The sequence below is a fragment of the Hymenobacter gummosus genome, assembly GCF_003970915.1.
Lineage (GTDB): Bacteria > Bacteroidota > Bacteroidia > Cytophagales > Hymenobacteraceae > Solirubrum > Solirubrum gummosum.
The window spans coordinates 1-14928 of the sequence record NZ_RXOF01000005.1 but is presented as its reverse complement, the minus strand read 5'-3'; the positions used below and the strand labels follow the sequence as shown (position 1 = coordinate 14928).

At 63.5% G+C, this 14928-nt stretch carries 14 protein-coding genes; 2 read left to right on the top strand and 12 right to left on the bottom strand.

Annotated features, from left to right (window positions below; translation table 11 throughout):
- The first annotated feature begins 118 nt into the window (after positions 1 to 118).
- Together EJV47_RS10105 and EJV47_RS10100 are read left to right on the top strand one after the other, a co-directional pair.
- Positions 119 to 2113, top strand: a complete 1995-nt coding sequence (locus tag EJV47_RS10105) for a site-specific DNA-methyltransferase (protein ID WP_126693038.1) — start codon at positions 119 to 121, stop codon at positions 2111 to 2113.
- Positions 2114 to 2242: 129 nt separating this feature from the next.
- Complete coding sequence (locus tag EJV47_RS10100) at positions 2243 to 4972, top strand: restriction endonuclease (protein ID WP_126693037.1); 2730 nt, start codon at positions 2243 to 2245, stop codon at positions 4970 to 4972.
- A gap of 40 nt (positions 4973 to 5012) precedes the next feature.
- Here EJV47_RS10100 and EJV47_RS10095 read toward each other — a convergent pair whose 3' ends face one another.
- The 12 genes from EJV47_RS10095 to EJV47_RS10040 form a co-directional block, all read right to left on the bottom strand.
- Complete coding sequence (locus tag EJV47_RS10095) at positions 5013 to 6371, bottom strand: D-alanyl-D-alanine carboxypeptidase (RefSeq protein WP_126693036.1); 1359 nt, start codon at positions 6369 to 6371, stop codon at positions 5013 to 5015.
- A gap of 59 nt (positions 6372 to 6430) precedes the next feature.
- The gene (locus EJV47_RS10090) at positions 6431 to 6667 is read right to left on the bottom strand and encodes a hypothetical protein (RefSeq protein ID WP_126693035.1); all 237 of its coding nucleotides are present in this window, start codon (positions 6665 to 6667) and stop codon (positions 6431 to 6433) included.
- A gap of 487 nt (positions 6668 to 7154) precedes the next feature.
- Complete coding sequence (locus EJV47_RS10085) at positions 7155 to 7556, bottom strand: OsmC family protein (protein ID WP_126693034.1); 402 nt, start codon at positions 7554 to 7556, stop codon at positions 7155 to 7157.
- Positions 7557 to 7744: 188 nt separating this feature from the next.
- The gene (locus EJV47_RS10080) at positions 7745 to 8554 is read right to left on the bottom strand and encodes a toxin-antitoxin system YwqK family antitoxin (protein WP_126693033.1); all 810 of its coding nucleotides are present in this window, start codon (positions 8552 to 8554) and stop codon (positions 7745 to 7747) included.
- A gap of 17 nt (positions 8555 to 8571) precedes the next feature.
- Complete coding sequence (locus EJV47_RS10075) at positions 8572 to 8943, bottom strand: hypothetical protein (RefSeq protein ID WP_126693032.1); 372 nt, start codon at positions 8941 to 8943, stop codon at positions 8572 to 8574.
- Between the two features lie 23 nt (positions 8944 to 8966).
- Positions 8967 to 9461: a YfbM family protein gene (locus tag EJV47_RS10070; RefSeq protein WP_207895873.1), complete on the bottom strand. Its 495-nt coding sequence runs from the start codon at positions 9459 to 9461 to the stop codon at positions 8967 to 8969.
- Between the two features lie 11 nt (positions 9462 to 9472).
- A complete protein-coding gene (locus EJV47_RS10065) occupies positions 9473 to 10120 on the bottom strand; it encodes a CPBP family intramembrane glutamic endopeptidase (protein ID WP_207895872.1) in 648 nt (215 codons plus the stop codon).
- A 65-nt stretch (positions 10121 to 10185) separates the two neighbouring features.
- Positions 10186 to 11685: a hypothetical protein gene (locus EJV47_RS10060; protein WP_126693031.1), complete on the bottom strand. Its 1500-nt coding sequence runs from the start codon at positions 11683 to 11685 to the stop codon at positions 10186 to 10188.
- A gap of 138 nt (positions 11686 to 11823) precedes the next feature.
- Entirely contained in the window at positions 11824 to 12171 is a 348-nt protein-coding gene (locus tag EJV47_RS10055) for a nuclear transport factor 2 family protein (RefSeq protein ID WP_126693030.1), read from the bottom strand.
- 7 nt (positions 12172 to 12178) lie between these two features.
- Positions 12179 to 13015 carry a hypothetical protein gene (locus EJV47_RS10050; RefSeq protein WP_207895871.1) on the bottom strand — a complete coding sequence of 279 codons (837 nt, stop codon included), beginning with the start codon at positions 13013 to 13015 and terminating at the stop codon, positions 12179 to 12181.
- Positions 13016 to 13068: 53 nt separating this feature from the next.
- On the bottom strand, positions 13069 to 13614 hold the full coding sequence (locus EJV47_RS10045; RefSeq protein ID WP_126693028.1) for an agenet domain-containing protein: 546 nt from the start codon (positions 13612 to 13614) through the stop codon (positions 13069 to 13071).
- A 250-nt stretch (positions 13615 to 13864) separates the two neighbouring features.
- Complete coding sequence (locus tag EJV47_RS10040; protein WP_126693027.1) at positions 13865 to 14509, bottom strand: SanA/YdcF family protein; 645 nt, start codon at positions 14507 to 14509, stop codon at positions 13865 to 13867.
- Between the last annotated feature and the right edge of the window lie 419 nt (positions 14510 to 14928).

Below are 14928 nucleotides of genomic sequence, written 5' to 3'. Positions count from 1 at the left end.
TGAGACAAAAGTGGCAAGATTGTGTCCGCTGCTGATTTACATGTAGTTGCCAAATTTGAGTTAAAAACCGCTTATTTTGTTTCAATTTTGTATCTGTTTGGTATCTGCACAAAATGCTATGGACGGCTTTACCCTCGACATTACCGCCGAAAATATCCGCAGCCTGCAACAGCTCTTCCCCGACGTGGTGAGTGAAGGACGGATTGATTTTGACCGCCTGCGGGCCGCGCTGGGAGCCGCCGACGCCCTGGCCCCCGCCGCCCCGGAGCACTACGAGCTGCGCTGGGCGGGCAAAGCCGCCGCCCGGCGTGAGGTGCAGCAGGCCAGCACCGCCACCCTGCAGCCCGACCCTGCGGCCAGCGTCGATTTCGCGGACACCGGGCACGTACTCATCGAGGGCGAAAACCTGGAGGTGCTGCGGGTGCTGCAGCGCGGGTACTTCGGCAAGGTGAAGATGATTTATATCGATCCGCCCTATAACACGGGCAGCGACGCCTTTCCCTATCCCGACGATTTTGCCGAGGAGCGCGAGGCCCACGACCAGCGCGCCGGGCAGCGTGACGAGCTGGGCCAGCTCCGGCGGCAGGACGTATGGGGCAAGAACATGCGCGAAAGCGCCCGTTTTCACTCCGTCTGGCTGTCGATGATGTGGCCGCGCCTGTACCTGTGCCGCAACTTGTTGCGCGAGGACGGCGTGATTTTCGTCTCCATCGACGACAACGAAGTACACAATCTGCGGCTGCTGCTGAACGAGGTCTTCGGGGAGGAGAATTTCGTGGCGCAGTTGGTCTGGCAGCGCTCCAAGAAAGGCGACGCCAAATTGGTTGCCTCCGTGCACGAGTACGTGCTATGCTTTGCCCGCGACAAGGCCGCACTGCAGGGCAAAGGCAACTGGCGCCTCAAGAAGAAAGGCGTTGACGCCGTGCTGACGCAGTATGAGGCGTTGCGGCAGCAGTGGGGCGCCGACCACGCGAAGATTCGGGAAGCTATGCAGGCGTGGTTTCGGGGCCTGCCTGAAGGTGACGCCCGCAAGGCCCATAAACATTATAACTGGTCCGACGACCGGGGCCTGTATTTCGCGGCTGACTTTGCCGGGCCCGACGACGGTCGGGCGTCGCGCCCCCGGCACGATATTCCGCACCCGGTAACGGGCAAGTCGTGCAAGAAGCCTTCTACTGGTTGGCGGTGGGACGAGAACAAAACAGCCTGGGCCCTCGCGCAGAAGCCGCCGCGCATTCACTTCGGGCCGGACGAAAGCACCATTCCGAACCGGAAAAGCTACCTAGCCGAAATCAGTAGTGAGCCTTTTTCGTCGGTGTTTTATCGCGACGGTCGCTCCGCCACATTGGAGGTCGAAGGCTTGGTTGGCAAGGGGGTATTCCCGTTTCCCAAGAACACAGAAGTACTGTCCGAATTGATCGAGCTGGCCACTGGGCCGGACGATTTGATCATGGATTTCTTTGCCGGCTCAGGTTCCACCGGCCACGCGGTAATGACTTTGAACGCCCAGATTGACAGCCAACGGCGGTTTCTGCTGGTGCAGTACCCCGAACCGGTGGAAGAGAAAACCGAAGCCTACAAGGCGGGCTACCGCACCATTGCCGACATCACGCGCACCCGTCTGGCCAAAGTAAGCCAGCAGTTGCGCACTAGGGCCCAGGCCGAAGGCGCCCCGGCGCCCGACTTGGGCTTCCGCTACTACCGGCTGGTGCCCTCGAATTTCCGGCAGTGGCGGCCTCGGATTGCCGGGCCTGCGGAGTTGCTGACGCAGCTGGAACTGTTTCAGCAGCCCCTACGCGCGGGCGTGGCGGCCGGGCCGGCCATGCTCACCGAGCTGTTGCTGAAAATGACCGGCGGCCCTGATTTGCTGCCCCTGTCGGTGCCGGTGCAGACGCGCCGCGTGGGCGAGGCGGAAATACACGACGTGGCCGGCGGGCTGTTGTGGCTGGCACTGGCGGGGCTCACGCCGGAGGTGGTAGCCGCCGCTGTCGACGCCCGGCCGCAGCGCCTGCTGGTGCCCGGCCACGAGTTCGGAGCCGATAACCCCGATGAGCTGGTCAGCAACGCCCGCTTGCAATTGGCCGACGCGGGCGTGCAGCTGCAGCTGCTCTAAAAATCAGGGCAGGCGACTAGGAAGGCAAGAGGGCCGGGGCCGAGGGCGAAGGGGCAACCACACACCTGCCCGCTGGTTCCGGCGCCCTGGCCCGTCTTCCCAGCGCCTGCCCGTTTTCTTTCTTATCCCATGAAGCTTCAGTTCGACGCCGGACAAGGCTACCAGCAGGCGGCCGTACAAACTATTATTGATGCGTTTGAGGGGCAGCCGCTCAGCCCTACGCCGCTGGAAGTGTCGGTGGGCGCGGCCGGGCCGGTGGGCTCCATTGCCTTTACCGAAACGGGTATTGCCAACCGCCTGGTGCTGTCGGAAGCGCAGCTGCTGGAAAACGTCCGGCGGGTGCAGGCCCGGCAAGGCTTGCCGCAGTCGGCCCGGCTGGAGCCGTGCGCGGTGCCGGGCCCGGACGGGCAGCCGGACCTGAGCAGCCTGCCGCTGAACCTGACGGTGGAAATGGAGACGGGTACGGGCAAAACCTACGTGTACCTGCGCACCATCTACGAGCTGTACCGCACCTACGGCTTCCGCAAGTTCGTCATCGTGGTGCCATCGGTGGCTATCCGGGAGGGCGTGTGCAAGTCGCTCGACATTACCCACGAGCACCTGCAGGCGCTGTATGGCTACCCGCCCGTGCGCTACGAGGTGTACGACAGTGGCCGCCTCACCACCTTGCGCAATTTTGCCGTCGGCGACGCGCTGCACATTCTCGTCATCAACATCGACGCCTTCACCAAGGACACCAACATCATCAACAAGGTGCGGGAAACCGGGGTGCGGCCCATCGAATACTTGCAGGCGACGCGGCCCATTGTCATCGTCGACGAGCCGCAGAACCTGGAATCCGAGGCCCGGCGGGCCGCTTTGGCCGAGCTGCACCCGCTGGCCTTGCTGCGCTACTCGGCCACGCACCGGCACCCCTACAACCTGGTGTACTCCCTCAACCCCGTGCAGGCCTACGACCTGGGCCTGGTGAAGCAGATTGAAGTGGACGGCATCACGGCCGACGGCAATTACAACGCCGCTTTTGTGCGGGTGAAAGCCGTGGAGCGGACCAAAAACACCCTGCGGGCCAAGCTCAGCATCTACAGCAACGAGGCGGGGGGCGTGCGGCAAAAAGACGTGCCCGTGCGCCTGGGCAGCGACCTGTACGCGCTCAGCAACCAGCGCGATATTTACCGCACGGGCTTCATCGTCAACGAAATCGACCCCGACGAGCAAAGCGTGACATTCTCGGACGGCCTGCGCGTGGTGGCCGGCCAGGATGTGGGCGGGCTGACCGAGGCGGTAATGCGCTATCAGCTGGAGCGCACCATCAAATGGCACTTCGAGAAGGTGCGGCGGCTCAAGCCCAAGGGTATTAAGGTGCTGTCGTTGATTTTCGTAGACAAGGTGGCCAACTACCGCTACTACGACCCCGTCACCAAGCAGCGGCGGCCCGGGCCGTTTGCCGAGTGGTTTGAGGAGCTTTTCGCCGAATACGCGGCCAAAAAAGAGTACGCGGGCCTTATTGCCCACACCGCCCGCGAGGTGCACAACGGGTACTTTTCGCAGGATAAGGCCAATCCGGCCGGCAAGGATACCCGCGGCGACACGGCCCTGGACAAAGACACCTACGCGCTGATCATGCGCGAGAAGGAGCAGCTGCTGAGCCAGGCAGAGCCCCTGCAGTTTATCTTCTCGCACTCGGCCTTACGGGAGGGCTGGGACAACCCCAACGTATTCCAGATTTGCACGCTCAGCGAAACCCGGAGCGACATCAGGAAGCGGCAGGAAATCGGGCGCGGGCTGCGCCTGCCCGTCGATGCCGGCGGGCAGCGCGTGCACGACCGGGCCCTGAACGTGCTGACGGTGGTGGCCAACGAAAGCTATGAGGACTTCTCGGCCGCGCTGCAGCGCGAAATCCAGGAGGAAACCGGGGTGGCCTTCACGGGGCGCACCCGCAACGCGGCCGAACGCTGCACTGTGCGCCTGCGCAAGGAGCTGACGCCCGAAAACTACCCGGCCTTTTTTCAGATCTGGCAGCGCCTGAAGCACCGCACCCGCTACCAGGTGCACTTCAGCACGGAAGAGCTGATTGCCCGGGCCGTGGCCGAGCTACAGGACCGTACCCGCACGCCCGCCACGCATTACCCGCAGCTGCAGGCGCGTAAGGGGCGGCTGCAATACACGGCGGCGGGCATCGAGGGGATGCTGGCCAGCGAGGCGCAGCACGAGGTGCAGGGCGCTGCCTACGCCGTGCCCGACGTGTACGGCTACCTGCAAAGCCGCATCGACGTCACGCGGCCCACGCTGTACCGGATTCTGCAGCAGTCGGGGCGTTACGCCGAGCTGCTGATCAATCCGCAGATGTTCCTCGACAACGTGGTGCGCGCCATTCGGCGGGCCTTGCAGCAGCTGCAGGTGGCGGGCATAAAATACGAGCAGGTGGCCGGCCAGGAGTACGAAATGCTGCTTTTTGAGGATGAAGAAATAGAGCAGTACCGCAGCCACCTGCACGAGGTGGCCGTGGCGGAGCGCACTCTCTACAACTACGTGCCCGTCGACAGCAACACGGAACGGACCTTTGCCGCTAGCTGCGAAACCGATGAGCGAGTGGAGTTCTACTTCAAGTTGCCCCGCGGCTTCCTGATTCCGACGCCGCTGGGTAACTACCGTCCTGACTGGGCCATTGTGTTTCGCGGCGACCAGCGCGTGTATTTCGTAGTCGAAACCAAAGGCTCAGCCGTCGAAGAGGCCGTTGACCCACTAGCCCTGCGCGGGAAAGAGGAGTTGAAGATTGCCTGCGGCGTGGAACACTTTGCCGTATTCGAGCCGGAAGGTCTGGCATACCAAGTTGCATCGGAGCTAAAACACGTACGGTAGCCAGCCCAGCACCCGATTACCTGTTACCCCCCCCAAAGCCTCACAGCTGCTCCCGCACCAGGGTCAGCACGCGTTCCATCTCGCGGCGGATGACGCCGGTAGGGGCCAGGTGGTTGTTGTTGAGGAAGCTGACGGCCAGCAGGCGGCCGGAGCGGGTGCGCAGGTAGCCGCAGAGGTTGTGGTTGTTGGTGAGCGTGCCCGTCTTGCCCCAGAACCACAGCTCCTTCGGGTCGCGGTAGGCGCGCTTGAGGGTGCCCTGCCGGCCCCCGGCGGCCAGCAAATCGAACAGGCGCGGCTCGGGCACCAGGCGGTAGAGCTGCAGCAGCAGGGCCACCTGGTTGCGCGGGGTGGTCAGGTTCTGGCGCGACAGGCCCGAGCCGTCGACCCAGGCCACCGAGTCGGGTAAGGCGCGCAGCCAGCCCTGCTGCCGCACGTAGCCGATGGTGCGGCCGATGCTGAGCGTGTCGTGGCCGAGCTGGGCGGAGCAGAGCAGCAGGGTCTGCTCGGCCAGGAAATTGTCGCTGACGCGGATGCAGCGGCGCAGCAGGGAGTCGACGTTAAGGCCGTAGTAGGTTTTCGGGGTTTCGCCGGGGCGCAGGCGCCAGCGGGCGGGCTGCACGTCGCGGCGCTTCAGGGTGTCGCGCAGCAGGGTTAGCAGCAGGCCGCGGTCGGTGCGGAAGGGCACCTCGTCGACCCAGGCCGTCTTGCTCGGAAACCAGGTGTAGCGGTTGGCTTCCAGCTCGCGCTGGACGTGGTCGGGGCTGGTGGCGCCGCGCTCGGCCTTGCGTAGGGCTGAGTTGAACCAGGCCGGGCGCACGGCCACGCCCAGGCCCGGCCGGCGGTAGTAGAAGCGCACCGTGTGGCCGTAGATGGGGAAGGAGCCGCGCTCGGGCTGGAAATAGTAGGGGTAGTCGTCCCAGCTCCAGCCGGGGCCGAGCTTGGCGTCGGCCAGCGGCGTTTCGGCGTAGGCCAGGGGGCCGGGCCAGCGGCGCAGCAGCGCGTAGGCGCGGGTGCTGGGCACGTCGCCGTGCAGGAAGGTAGGGTCGGCGGTGCCCCGGAACAGCAGGGTGTCGCCGCGGACCACGTAGCGCAGGGCGGGCACCGAGTCGGGCAGAATGCGCAGCGCGGCGTAGAGCGTGAGCATCTTCTGGGTGCTGGCCGGCACGAAGTACTTGTCGGCGTGCCAGGCGGCCAGGGTTTCGCCGGTGGCCACGTCGGTGAGCTGCAGGCCGGCGTGGTGCTGGCGCAGGATGGGGGAGTTGTCCAGCTCGCGCAGCAGCCAGTCGGTAGGGGCGGCGGGCAGGGGCGGCGGAGTGGCGGGCGGCGAGACGGGTAGGGTCTGGGCAGAAGCCGTAGCGAAGCCGATAAAACCGGCGAGAAGCAGAAGCAGACAGCGCATGGGGCGTCTAAGCTACGGCGAACCGCGCAGCATCCCGCAAATTCCGGCCCGCTACCGGCTTATTGCTCGGCCGGCTTTTCGGCGGGCTCGCGCAGCAGCTCGTTGCGGCGCATAGCCCGGCCGTAGGACGACTCGCGGCGGCGCACCGCGCGCGAAACCCGCTTTTTCTTTGGCTTAACGGTCTTCTTGGGCTGGCTCTTGGCCTCGGGCTCGTCGGGGCGCAGCGGGGCGGCCTCGGCACCCGACCACACGAGGGTAACGGCGAGCAACAGCAGGGTAAACGTAACGGGCTTCATCGGACAATGCATTGAAGGTGAAGGATAAAAGCGCGTCGGTCCACAATTGAGCAGGGTGGATGGCCGACAGCGGCACAACGGTCAGCGTCATCATTCCGACAATGGTATCGGAACGGCATCGTCTGATCCGTAGGCTGATACAATTTTCGGATTGTGCTGGTGCAAGTATAAGTATGAAAAGTTATTGTTAAAATTATATTGTAATTAAAAAGGAAAAAGTAGCCCTGGCGGCTGCGGGAGCAGGCTTGTAGTCGTCGGTCAAACGAAATAGATGCGGGTAGACCCGGTGGCAAAATCAGCTTCTGCCCTCACTGACTGCCCGGATGCGGGTAACAGATAGGCCAGCGGAGCGCCTAAGCCGGCGGTAACTATGGTTGTTGCAAGAGGATTCGCAGCAGGGGGCGGCAGTGGCGCGTCCGAAGGCCGCAATGGCCTTGGAGTAGCGGCGCGGCTGCGGGCTGCTGCTCGGGCCTCGCCTTGTCGTCGCCTAGCCTTCCAGGGTCACGGCCACGCCGCGGCGCAGGGTGTTGTGCACTTCTGCTACTTGGTCGGTGTGCCGGATCAGGGCTTCGATTTCCGCGGCCGAGGCACCCTCGGCCTGCACTTCGGCGCGGTAGCGAAAGTGCTGACCCGGCTCCCCGGCCGCCCCAAACTCGCCCCGGCAATGCACCGTCACGCTGTTCAGGGTGAGGCCGCGTTGGGCGGCTTCGCGGTACAAATCGTTGCAAAAGCAGGTAGCCAGGGCCAGCAGCAGCAGTTCCCCGCCGTTGACGCCGGCGCCCGGGCCGCTGGGCTTGGCGGGCAGCGTGAGGGTCTTGGCCGCGTCGTCGGTTTGCACGGCGGCGTGCAGCTGCCCGGCGGCGCTGCTGATGCGGGCGGAAATAATCATACGGCGGTCCGGCAAGGGGTGAGCACCCAAGATAACGGCCTGACTGCTATGACGCCAGCCGCTGCGTCAGCTGGGCCTGGTCGATGCCGGCGGGCCAGGCCAACCGTAACCGGTCTACTTGGAGCGTACTGCTGCCGGGGCCGCCCCCGTCCTGATCGACTGCGCTGTCCTATGGCCGGCAGCCGACCTTACGGAATCCGGTTGCCGTGTCGGTACGTGACGGTGTTAAGCCGGCCGCCCTGGTGGTCGAAATAGGTGGTCTTGCCCTCCAGCAGGCCCTTGACCAGCCAGCCCCGGGCCTTGACGCGGCCATTCGCATGGTACTCCCGGTACTCGCCGGTGGCTTGGCCGTTCACGTAAGTAGCCGATTCGTACAGCACGCTGTCTTGGTCGAACCACTGCCAGAGTCCGTCTTCCTTGCCGTTGGCGTACTGCCCGCTGACCAGCGTCACCGTGGCCGAATCGACCAGGTGCTCGGTGGTTGGACCATGAGGAACGTCGTGGCGGTAGGTGCGGATTTTCCAGCCCCCGTCCTCGTCCCAGAACCGCCAGGGGCCTTCCTGCTGGCCCTGCACGAGGCGGCCCGCGCTTTCGGGCCGGCCGTTTTCATACCAGGTTCTTTGCAGGCCGTGGGCGACGCCCCGGTTTAGGGTACCGGTCTTTTTCCGGTGGCCGTTCTCGTACCAGCACTGGATGAAGCCGTGCTCTTTCCCGTCGAGCACGCTCCAGGCGGCCGTTTGCTGCCCGTTCTCGGCCCAGCTGCGGAAGCGGCCCGCTTGCGGGCCGTTTTCGTGAATGCCTTCACTGGCCAGCCGGCCGTTCGGGTAAAAGAACTGCTGCTTGTAGTGGGCCTGGTTGTCGCAGTCCGGGTACAGCAGCACGACTTTCTCCTGCTGGTTGGCGTACGTTTCCTTCACCACCCGGCACTCCCGCTGGCAGTTCGCCAGCAGGCCCGCGGTGCCGGCCAGCAGCAGGCGAATGCAGAACAAATGATTCATGGGTTGGGAATGGGTGGCTAGTGCTCCGTGCTTTCAATCAGGACGAATGCGGGCCGCTGCCCGGGCTGCTGGCGGTACTGCAGCACCTGCCGGTCGACCGACAACTCCTCCTCGTAGATGGGGGTATTGGTTTCGACGATGACCTCCGGCATGCCGTCGTGGTTCAGGTCGCGGAAGGTCAGCTCGCCGTAGTCGGCCCCGATGGCCGGCCCCAGCACCACCGCGTGGTCGGCTTTCAGCACCGGCGTAAACGTGACGTACCGGTCGCCCGCGCCCGGGTGCTCCTCCAGCCAGTCGACTTCCGCGAAAGGATTGCGGGAAGCGGCGTTGAAATAACAGCCGCCCAGCAGGACGGCCGCAAGTAGGCAGGGCAACGAGCGAGGCAGCATGGAATCGTAGCAGGGAGGCAGTTTCAGGCAATAAACGTAATCATGCCTTCGCCCCGCTTGGCCGCTTCGGCGTACAGCGCCTGCACCGCCGCGAAGCCGTCGGCCAGGTAGTCGAAGGCATCGTCGCCCTCGGCCCAGATACCGGGGTAGATGCCCAGCGCGGTCATGCGCGCCGGGTCGAAGTGCTTCCGCAGCTCCGCCGCGCCAATGGCCGCCAGCTGCGGCTGCAGCGCGGCTACTTCCGCGGGCTCCAGGTAGTGGGCCGGGCCGTAGCCCAAGTCCTGCTCCTCGTCGACGAGCTGTCCGCTGAACAGCACGCGGGCCAGCGGATGCGTGGCCTCACTCAGGGGCTGCCCCGTCAGCAGAAAAACGAGGCCGTCCCAGGTTTTGTCGATGTCCGTTAGGGCCGGGTCGGTGCCGGTGCCTTGGTACAGCCGGTCTTCCAGCCGGGCGCTGTCGGCCCGGTAAGCTTGCAGCTCCGCGGGGCTTACGCGCAGCAGGTTGCCAATCATGCCCATAGAAGTCCTGATTAGAGTAGCCGGCCGAATACTTCCATGAACGGGTCGCGGCCGACCACGGTGTAAAAGAAAATGGCGCCCAGCCAGCCGTGAAAAATACCCAGCACGTACAGGTTGCGCTCTTTCAGGTACACGAAGCCGTAGAAAACAGCCAGCACAAAGGTGCCCAGCATCAGCCAGCCAAACGGGTAGTGAATAGCCCCGAACAGCGCGGCCGACAGCAGCACGATGAGCACCCGCCCTAGCTGGATGCCCGGCAGCTCGTGCAGGTTGCCGGCCGTCAGCGCAATCAGCAGGAACTGCTGCACCGTGCCCCAAAGCGGGTACAGCAGCAGAATGGGCAGGATGTGCCAGGTGAGGTTGAGGCTGCCCCGGTACGTGCCAATCAGCGCGCAGGCCGCCACGGCGCCCAGACCAAACGGCAGCACCAAGCGCAGGACCCGACCGAAATTGTCCGTCCGGAAGCCCCAGTAAGCCAGGATGCCCGGGCGGCGGCGCTGCCGCACGAACACGTAGAGCCCCCAGGCCGCCATGGCCGTGAGAATAAACGGCAAGCGCCAGTGCAGGTAATCCATAAACAGGAATTTGCCGGCCGCCGTGAGCAGCACCGCCGCCATTTCCAGGAGGCGGGTTCGGGGTGGAATAGCGGGAGTGGGCACGGTAATGCGTTGCTGTAAAGGCGCATCAATATATAGTGGTGCCTCTCATATTGTGAGGCTGCCGGCTACTGCTGCGGCTTGCGGGCTATAAACGGGGCCCCACCGTAGAGCTTTTGGGGTTTGAAGGTCCGGTCGTAAATGGTCCGGTCGATGGGCAGCGCGGAGAACAGCTGGCCGTACAGGTAGAAACCGGAAGCACCGTCGAGGATAAGCCGGAAGGGCTCATTGCTCGACTCAACCGGCGCGTACGCCGTCTGCAGCTTTTTCAGCTCGCCCTTGGGGCCAAACGCCGCGATGGTGATGTTTTGCCTTCTTTCCAGCGAATCCTGGGCGAAAAACCACCGCTTGGCATTCAGGTTCTGGGGGTTGAACTGCTTGTTGAGGCCCAGGGCGTACAGGGTGTTGCCCGGCCCAAAGGCCATGTCCTCAATCGACGCATTGGGCGCAATGGCTTGTTGAGCTTTGCCCTGCTTGTTGAAAAAGCAGATGAGGTTGGCCTGGGCAGCCGCCTCCAGCCGCAGCCCAAACACGCTGCTGGCTTCCCGGGCTGCGAAGCCGATGGCCACCTGGTTTTTATTGGCGGCCACGCACTGAATGCGCCCTTTGCCCACGGCCGTCGTTACCCATTGCAACTTCCCCGTCGGGGAGTACGCCGCCAGGTAGGCTTCCTCCGGCATTGGGTTCTTCGTCGCCGTTGGCTCGGGCGGGGGGCGCTTGGTGACGCTGCCCCCGAACCGGGCGCCGTACAGGTACGTGCCGCCGAGGTACGCTACGCCGTTTTCGTCTACGGCCATGCGGGACTTCTCGCCGGCGTGGCTGCAGCACGACTGGCCCAGGTAGGCCACAACGTCGGCCCAGACGGGCTTGCCGTCCAGGCCCAGCAGCAGAATGAAGTCGCCGCCCGCCTCGCCCGTGGCCGCCCCGAGCAGCGGGCTGATTTTCGCGTTCCGCTCCATGAGGGAGCCGCAGAGCAGCAACCGGCCGGAGGGGTGCAGCATCATTTCACTGACGTCCAAATGGGCGTCGGCGTTGAGCTGGCAGGGGGTAAGCGCCTTGGGCTTCCCGGCGGCGTCCACCGTCGCCAGGTAGTAGCCCGCTTGCAGGCGCTGGCGCTGCCGCAGGTCCGCAACGAAAGAGCCCAGGCCGCCCAGGGCATATTCGCTGTAGGGCGCGGCCAGATCCGGCATGGCCGACAGCAGCACGTACGCGTCGCCGCGCGGGCTGGCCGCCACCCCGCAGAGCTTGAAGAACCGGGACGGCAGCTCCAGCTTCCAGGCCAGGGCGCCCGCCGGGTCCAGGCACACCACCAGCTCGCTCTCGTCGGAAAAACGCTTCGTGATGGGCTGGCCTTGCCCGTCGTACAGCTCCTGGCCGTAGCGCACGTCGCGCCGCGGCGCGTGGTGCCCGCCCACGATGATGTGACCTTCCTGCCCCAGCGCGCCGTACTCCCAGCTCAGCAGCAACTCCTGCCCGCTGCTCACCCAGTCGAAGCGCTGCGCACCGGCCCGGCCAGCCAGGCCCAGCAGCACCGCCAGCAAAAACAGTCGTCGAATCGGAAAAGGCATAGAAATAGTCCAGATGGTTGTGGGGGGATAGTTTACTCAAATTGCGGAACGGGGCTAAAGCTGCTTTCCCTCCTCAGCTGAGAACGGGAAGTAGCTTTAGAGTACACCGCAACATTTCGTTGGCGCTGGCCGCGCGGGCTACGGCTTCAGCACAAACGCCCGCAGCGCCGCCATCTTCCCTTCCCGAAACTGCCATACGTCGCAGTACAGGTGCTCCACCGCCTGCCCGTCGGCATCGGGCAGGGTGATGCGGCCCAGCGCCGTCACAAAATCCCCCTCCGCAATCAGCTGCTCCACCTGAAACTGCGGCGGCTGCTGGTAGGCCGTGCGCATCCACTCGCGCACGGCCGGCTTGCCGCGCAGCGTCTGCTCGCCCACGAAGGTCCACTCGGTGTCCTCGGTGCAGTGGGCGAGGAAGCCTTCGTTGTCGCCGGCCACGATGGCGGCGTTGGCTTGCTGCAGGATGGTTTTATTGTCGATGACCATGGGCGAGCTATTTGGTTCGGGGCAATATCTTGAAGTATTTCATATTGTACTCAAGCACTGTTCCGGGCACTATTGGCTGGTTGTTATATGCGAGTGATGGATAATTGCATCGGTTGTCGGCGGTGACTTTATACACCACGTTGTACCCCTTGCGCCGGGTATTTTTCGCTGTTATCACGCCTTCTATCACGCAATCAAAATTATTGCGGCCACCATAGGCTGAGTATAAGTGCAGCGTTGTTCTATCTGTGCCATCAGTCCGCCATTCGGGGCTGTAGGGCACCTTGATAGTGTCGCCAACAGCCAGGGCCTTGAACCTCTTGTAAAGCTGCCTCCTGGTGATGCTCGTTTGCTTTGCTATTTCTTCGAGCTCTTTTCTGTGAGGAATAAACTCTCTGCTAAAGCACGGCTGGCCATGTTGGAATAGTTGTTTTTGGGCGGCTTGGTAATAAAGTTGGGGTAATTGGTTGAAGTTCTTTAGCCGGAGCCGGTCTACTTTCCTCGGTGAGGTAAAGTCGTAGGTTCCGGAATTGAGCATAATAACTTCAAGCGTGTTGCAGCTGTCTGGCAGATTAATAACAGCTGTTTCTGCCATTAAGCCTAAGAATATCAACTGGTGAACCTCTTTCGGAATGCGGATTTCAAATCGGCCACTACCATCGGTTTCGCCGAGTTTCACTTTGCCAGCGGTTTGAATATGTATCTGAGGCCGATTTACCAGCAATTCGTCAACGACGTGGCCCGTTATGGTGCGGCTTTGGCCGTTCAATCTATGCCCGGCAAGCACCAGAAACAGCAGATTCGCGCCGACAAGGGCAGCCGGGCTACAGCTAATTGCAGGCATACGCATGTCTAATCCAGATCAAATAGAAAGCCCATTCCCTGCCACCCGGCCCGCTACTTCGCCGCCACCCAGCTGCACGTCCACCGGTTGTCGGGGTTGTTCGGAAACACCACGTAGTAGCGGTTTTCCCGGTCCACCATCGGCGTGGCTTCCCCGCCGTTGAAGTAGCCCCCGCTAAACGAAATAACCCCCGACGCCGCCACTGTGAACTTGCCCGTGCTGGGCTTGTCGAAGCCGTAATAAGCGTACGTGCCGTTGCGGGCCAGCACAAAGGAGCCCTTGGGCGAGTACTCGTACTGCCCACTGACGTAGCGGGAAGCCGAGCACCCGTACTTGCCGTATTTCAGCGCCGCCTTGCCCGGGCTGCCGGGGGAGCTGAGGGGGCGGATGCGGCTGGCCGGCACCGTCTCGTCCCAAGAGGAGCCGTAGCCGTCGTAGTGCACCTTGTAGGTCTTAGCCGAGGCGCTGAGGATGGTGGCCTTGTACCACCGCTCTTTCCACAGCACTTCCACCTGCTGGTTGGCGGTGTAGCTGCTCTGGGCCGCGAGCGGCAGCGAAACAAACAAGCCCAGGAGTAAGGGGAGTAAAGCTGGTTTCATGGGGGCGGGGTTGAGCTGAAATATAGGCCTCGGGGCTTGCTCCGCATTCCGCGCACGGCGGGCTGCCGCCCCGCAGTCAGGCCGGCCATACTACACACAAAAAGCCCCCGGCCGCCGGAGGCTTGCCGCACGCAGGGGGCGCGGCGGGCCGGGACACCCGGCGCGAAACCCGCTCCGGCGGCCAGCAGAAAAAGCAAAGAACGTACGGGCGCCTGCGCGGCAGCACGTGAGCGAAGCCGGCGGCCGGGCCTTAGCGCGGAATGAGCACCGGCGGCCCCAGGTAGCGGGGCTCCCGCGCCACCAGGTAGTCGGCGAATAGCTTGACCCGGGCCAGCTTTTCGCGCAGCTGCACCCGCAGGCCGAAGCGTTGGCCCACGTCGCGGGCGTTGAAGCCTACCGCCGTAATGCCCTCCCGCGCCGCCAGGTACAGGGCGCGCTCGTTGTGGAACGGCTGGGAAATAATGGTCACCGAGTCCTGCCCAAACACCTTCTTGAGCCGCACCACCGAATCGAAGGTGCGGAAGCCGGCGTAATCGAGGTAGATGCGCGGGGAGTCGATGCCGGCCGCCACCAGGTCCCGCTTCATCATCACCGGCTCGTTGTAGCCCTGGCGGCCGTTGTCGCCGCTCACCACCAGGTACTTCACCTTGCCGGCGCGCAGCAGGGCCAGCGCCGCCTCGATACGGAACTGGTAATACGGGTTGACCGCGCCGCTGCCCAGGTACTTGCCGGTGCCCAGCAGCAGGCCCACCCGGTGGTAAGGCGTGGCTTCGGGCCGGGAGTAGAGCCGGCCCCGGGCCTCCTGGTCCACCGCGTGGTTGCAGTAATACAGGGTGGTGGCCGCCAGGGCGCAGCCGGCCAGGGCCGTGAACAGGTAACGGGTTCTGCGACGCATAAAACGACTAGGGGGTAGGGGGCAGGTAAGGTAGTTCAGTTCCCGGTGTAGACCGCCGGGGCTATTTCGAAAAATTCTCGCTTTTCAAGTGTTGCTCAGCTAGGGCAAGGCATAGCCAAGACTATTCACGAGTTGTTCTGCGCTAAACGCGCGCTAGTAACTGATTGCTGTATCGTTCAATCGTATTCCTGTACATCATCAATGAAAAGCTGATTGTTTACAGTCACCACTTTTATATCTCTGTTGTACGCTGCGTTATAGTCCAGGTCTTCAATCCGCACCTTGTAAAGCGAGGTAGTGGCTCAACGCGGGTGTTTAGTGGCGTTGTAGTCGTGTAAAAACAGCTTGATGCTGGCGTCGAGTAGCTTCTGAGAACGGGAGAAGGACAGGGATTTGCGCACGAGCCGACCAATGCGTGC

What these genes read in the sequence shown, in the direction of transcription:
- EJV47_RS10105 (WP_126693038.1), top strand. Translation starts at nt 119, where the DNA reads ATGGACGGCTTTACCCTCGACATTACCGCCGAAAATATCCGCAGCCTG.
- EJV47_RS10100 (WP_126693037.1), top strand. Translation starts at nt 2,243, where the DNA reads ATGAAGCTTCAGTTCGACGCCGGACAAGGCTACCAGCAGGCGGCCGTA.
- EJV47_RS10095 (WP_126693036.1), bottom strand. Translation starts at nt 6,371, where the DNA reads ATGCGCTGTCTGCTTCTGCTTCTCGCCGGTTTTATCGGCTTCGCTACG.
- EJV47_RS10090 (WP_126693035.1), bottom strand. Translation starts at nt 6,667, where the DNA reads ATGAAGCCCGTTACGTTTACCCTGCTGTTGCTCGCCGTTACCCTCGTG.
- EJV47_RS10085 (WP_126693034.1), bottom strand. Translation starts at nt 7,556, where the DNA reads ATGATTATTTCCGCCCGCATCAGCAGCGCCGCCGGGCAGCTGCACGCC.
- EJV47_RS10080 (WP_126693033.1), bottom strand. Translation starts at nt 8,554, where the DNA reads ATGAATCATTTGTTCTGCATTCGCCTGCTGCTGGCCGGCACCGCGGGC.
- EJV47_RS10075 (WP_126693032.1), bottom strand. Translation starts at nt 8,943, where the DNA reads ATGCTGCCTCGCTCGTTGCCCTGCCTACTTGCGGCCGTCCTGCTGGGC.
- EJV47_RS10070 (WP_207895873.1), bottom strand. Translation starts at nt 9,461, where the DNA reads ATGGGCATGATTGGCAACCTGCTGCGCGTAAGCCCCGCGGAGCTGCAA.
- EJV47_RS10060 (WP_126693031.1), bottom strand. Translation starts at nt 11,685, where the DNA reads ATGCCTTTTCCGATTCGACGACTGTTTTTGCTGGCGGTGCTGCTGGGC.
- EJV47_RS10055 (WP_126693030.1), bottom strand. Translation starts at nt 12,171, where the DNA reads ATGGTCATCGACAATAAAACCATCCTGCAGCAAGCCAACGCCGCCATC.
- EJV47_RS10050 (WP_207895871.1), bottom strand. Translation starts at nt 13,015, where the DNA reads ATGCCTGCAATTAGCTGTAGCCCGGCTGCCCTTGTCGGCGCGAATCTG.
- EJV47_RS10045 (WP_126693028.1), bottom strand. Translation starts at nt 13,614, where the DNA reads ATGAAACCAGCTTTACTCCCCTTACTCCTGGGCTTGTTTGTTTCGCTG.
- EJV47_RS10040 (WP_126693027.1), bottom strand. Translation starts at nt 14,509, where the DNA reads ATGCGTCGCAGAACCCGTTACCTGTTCACGGCCCTGGCCGGCTGCGCC.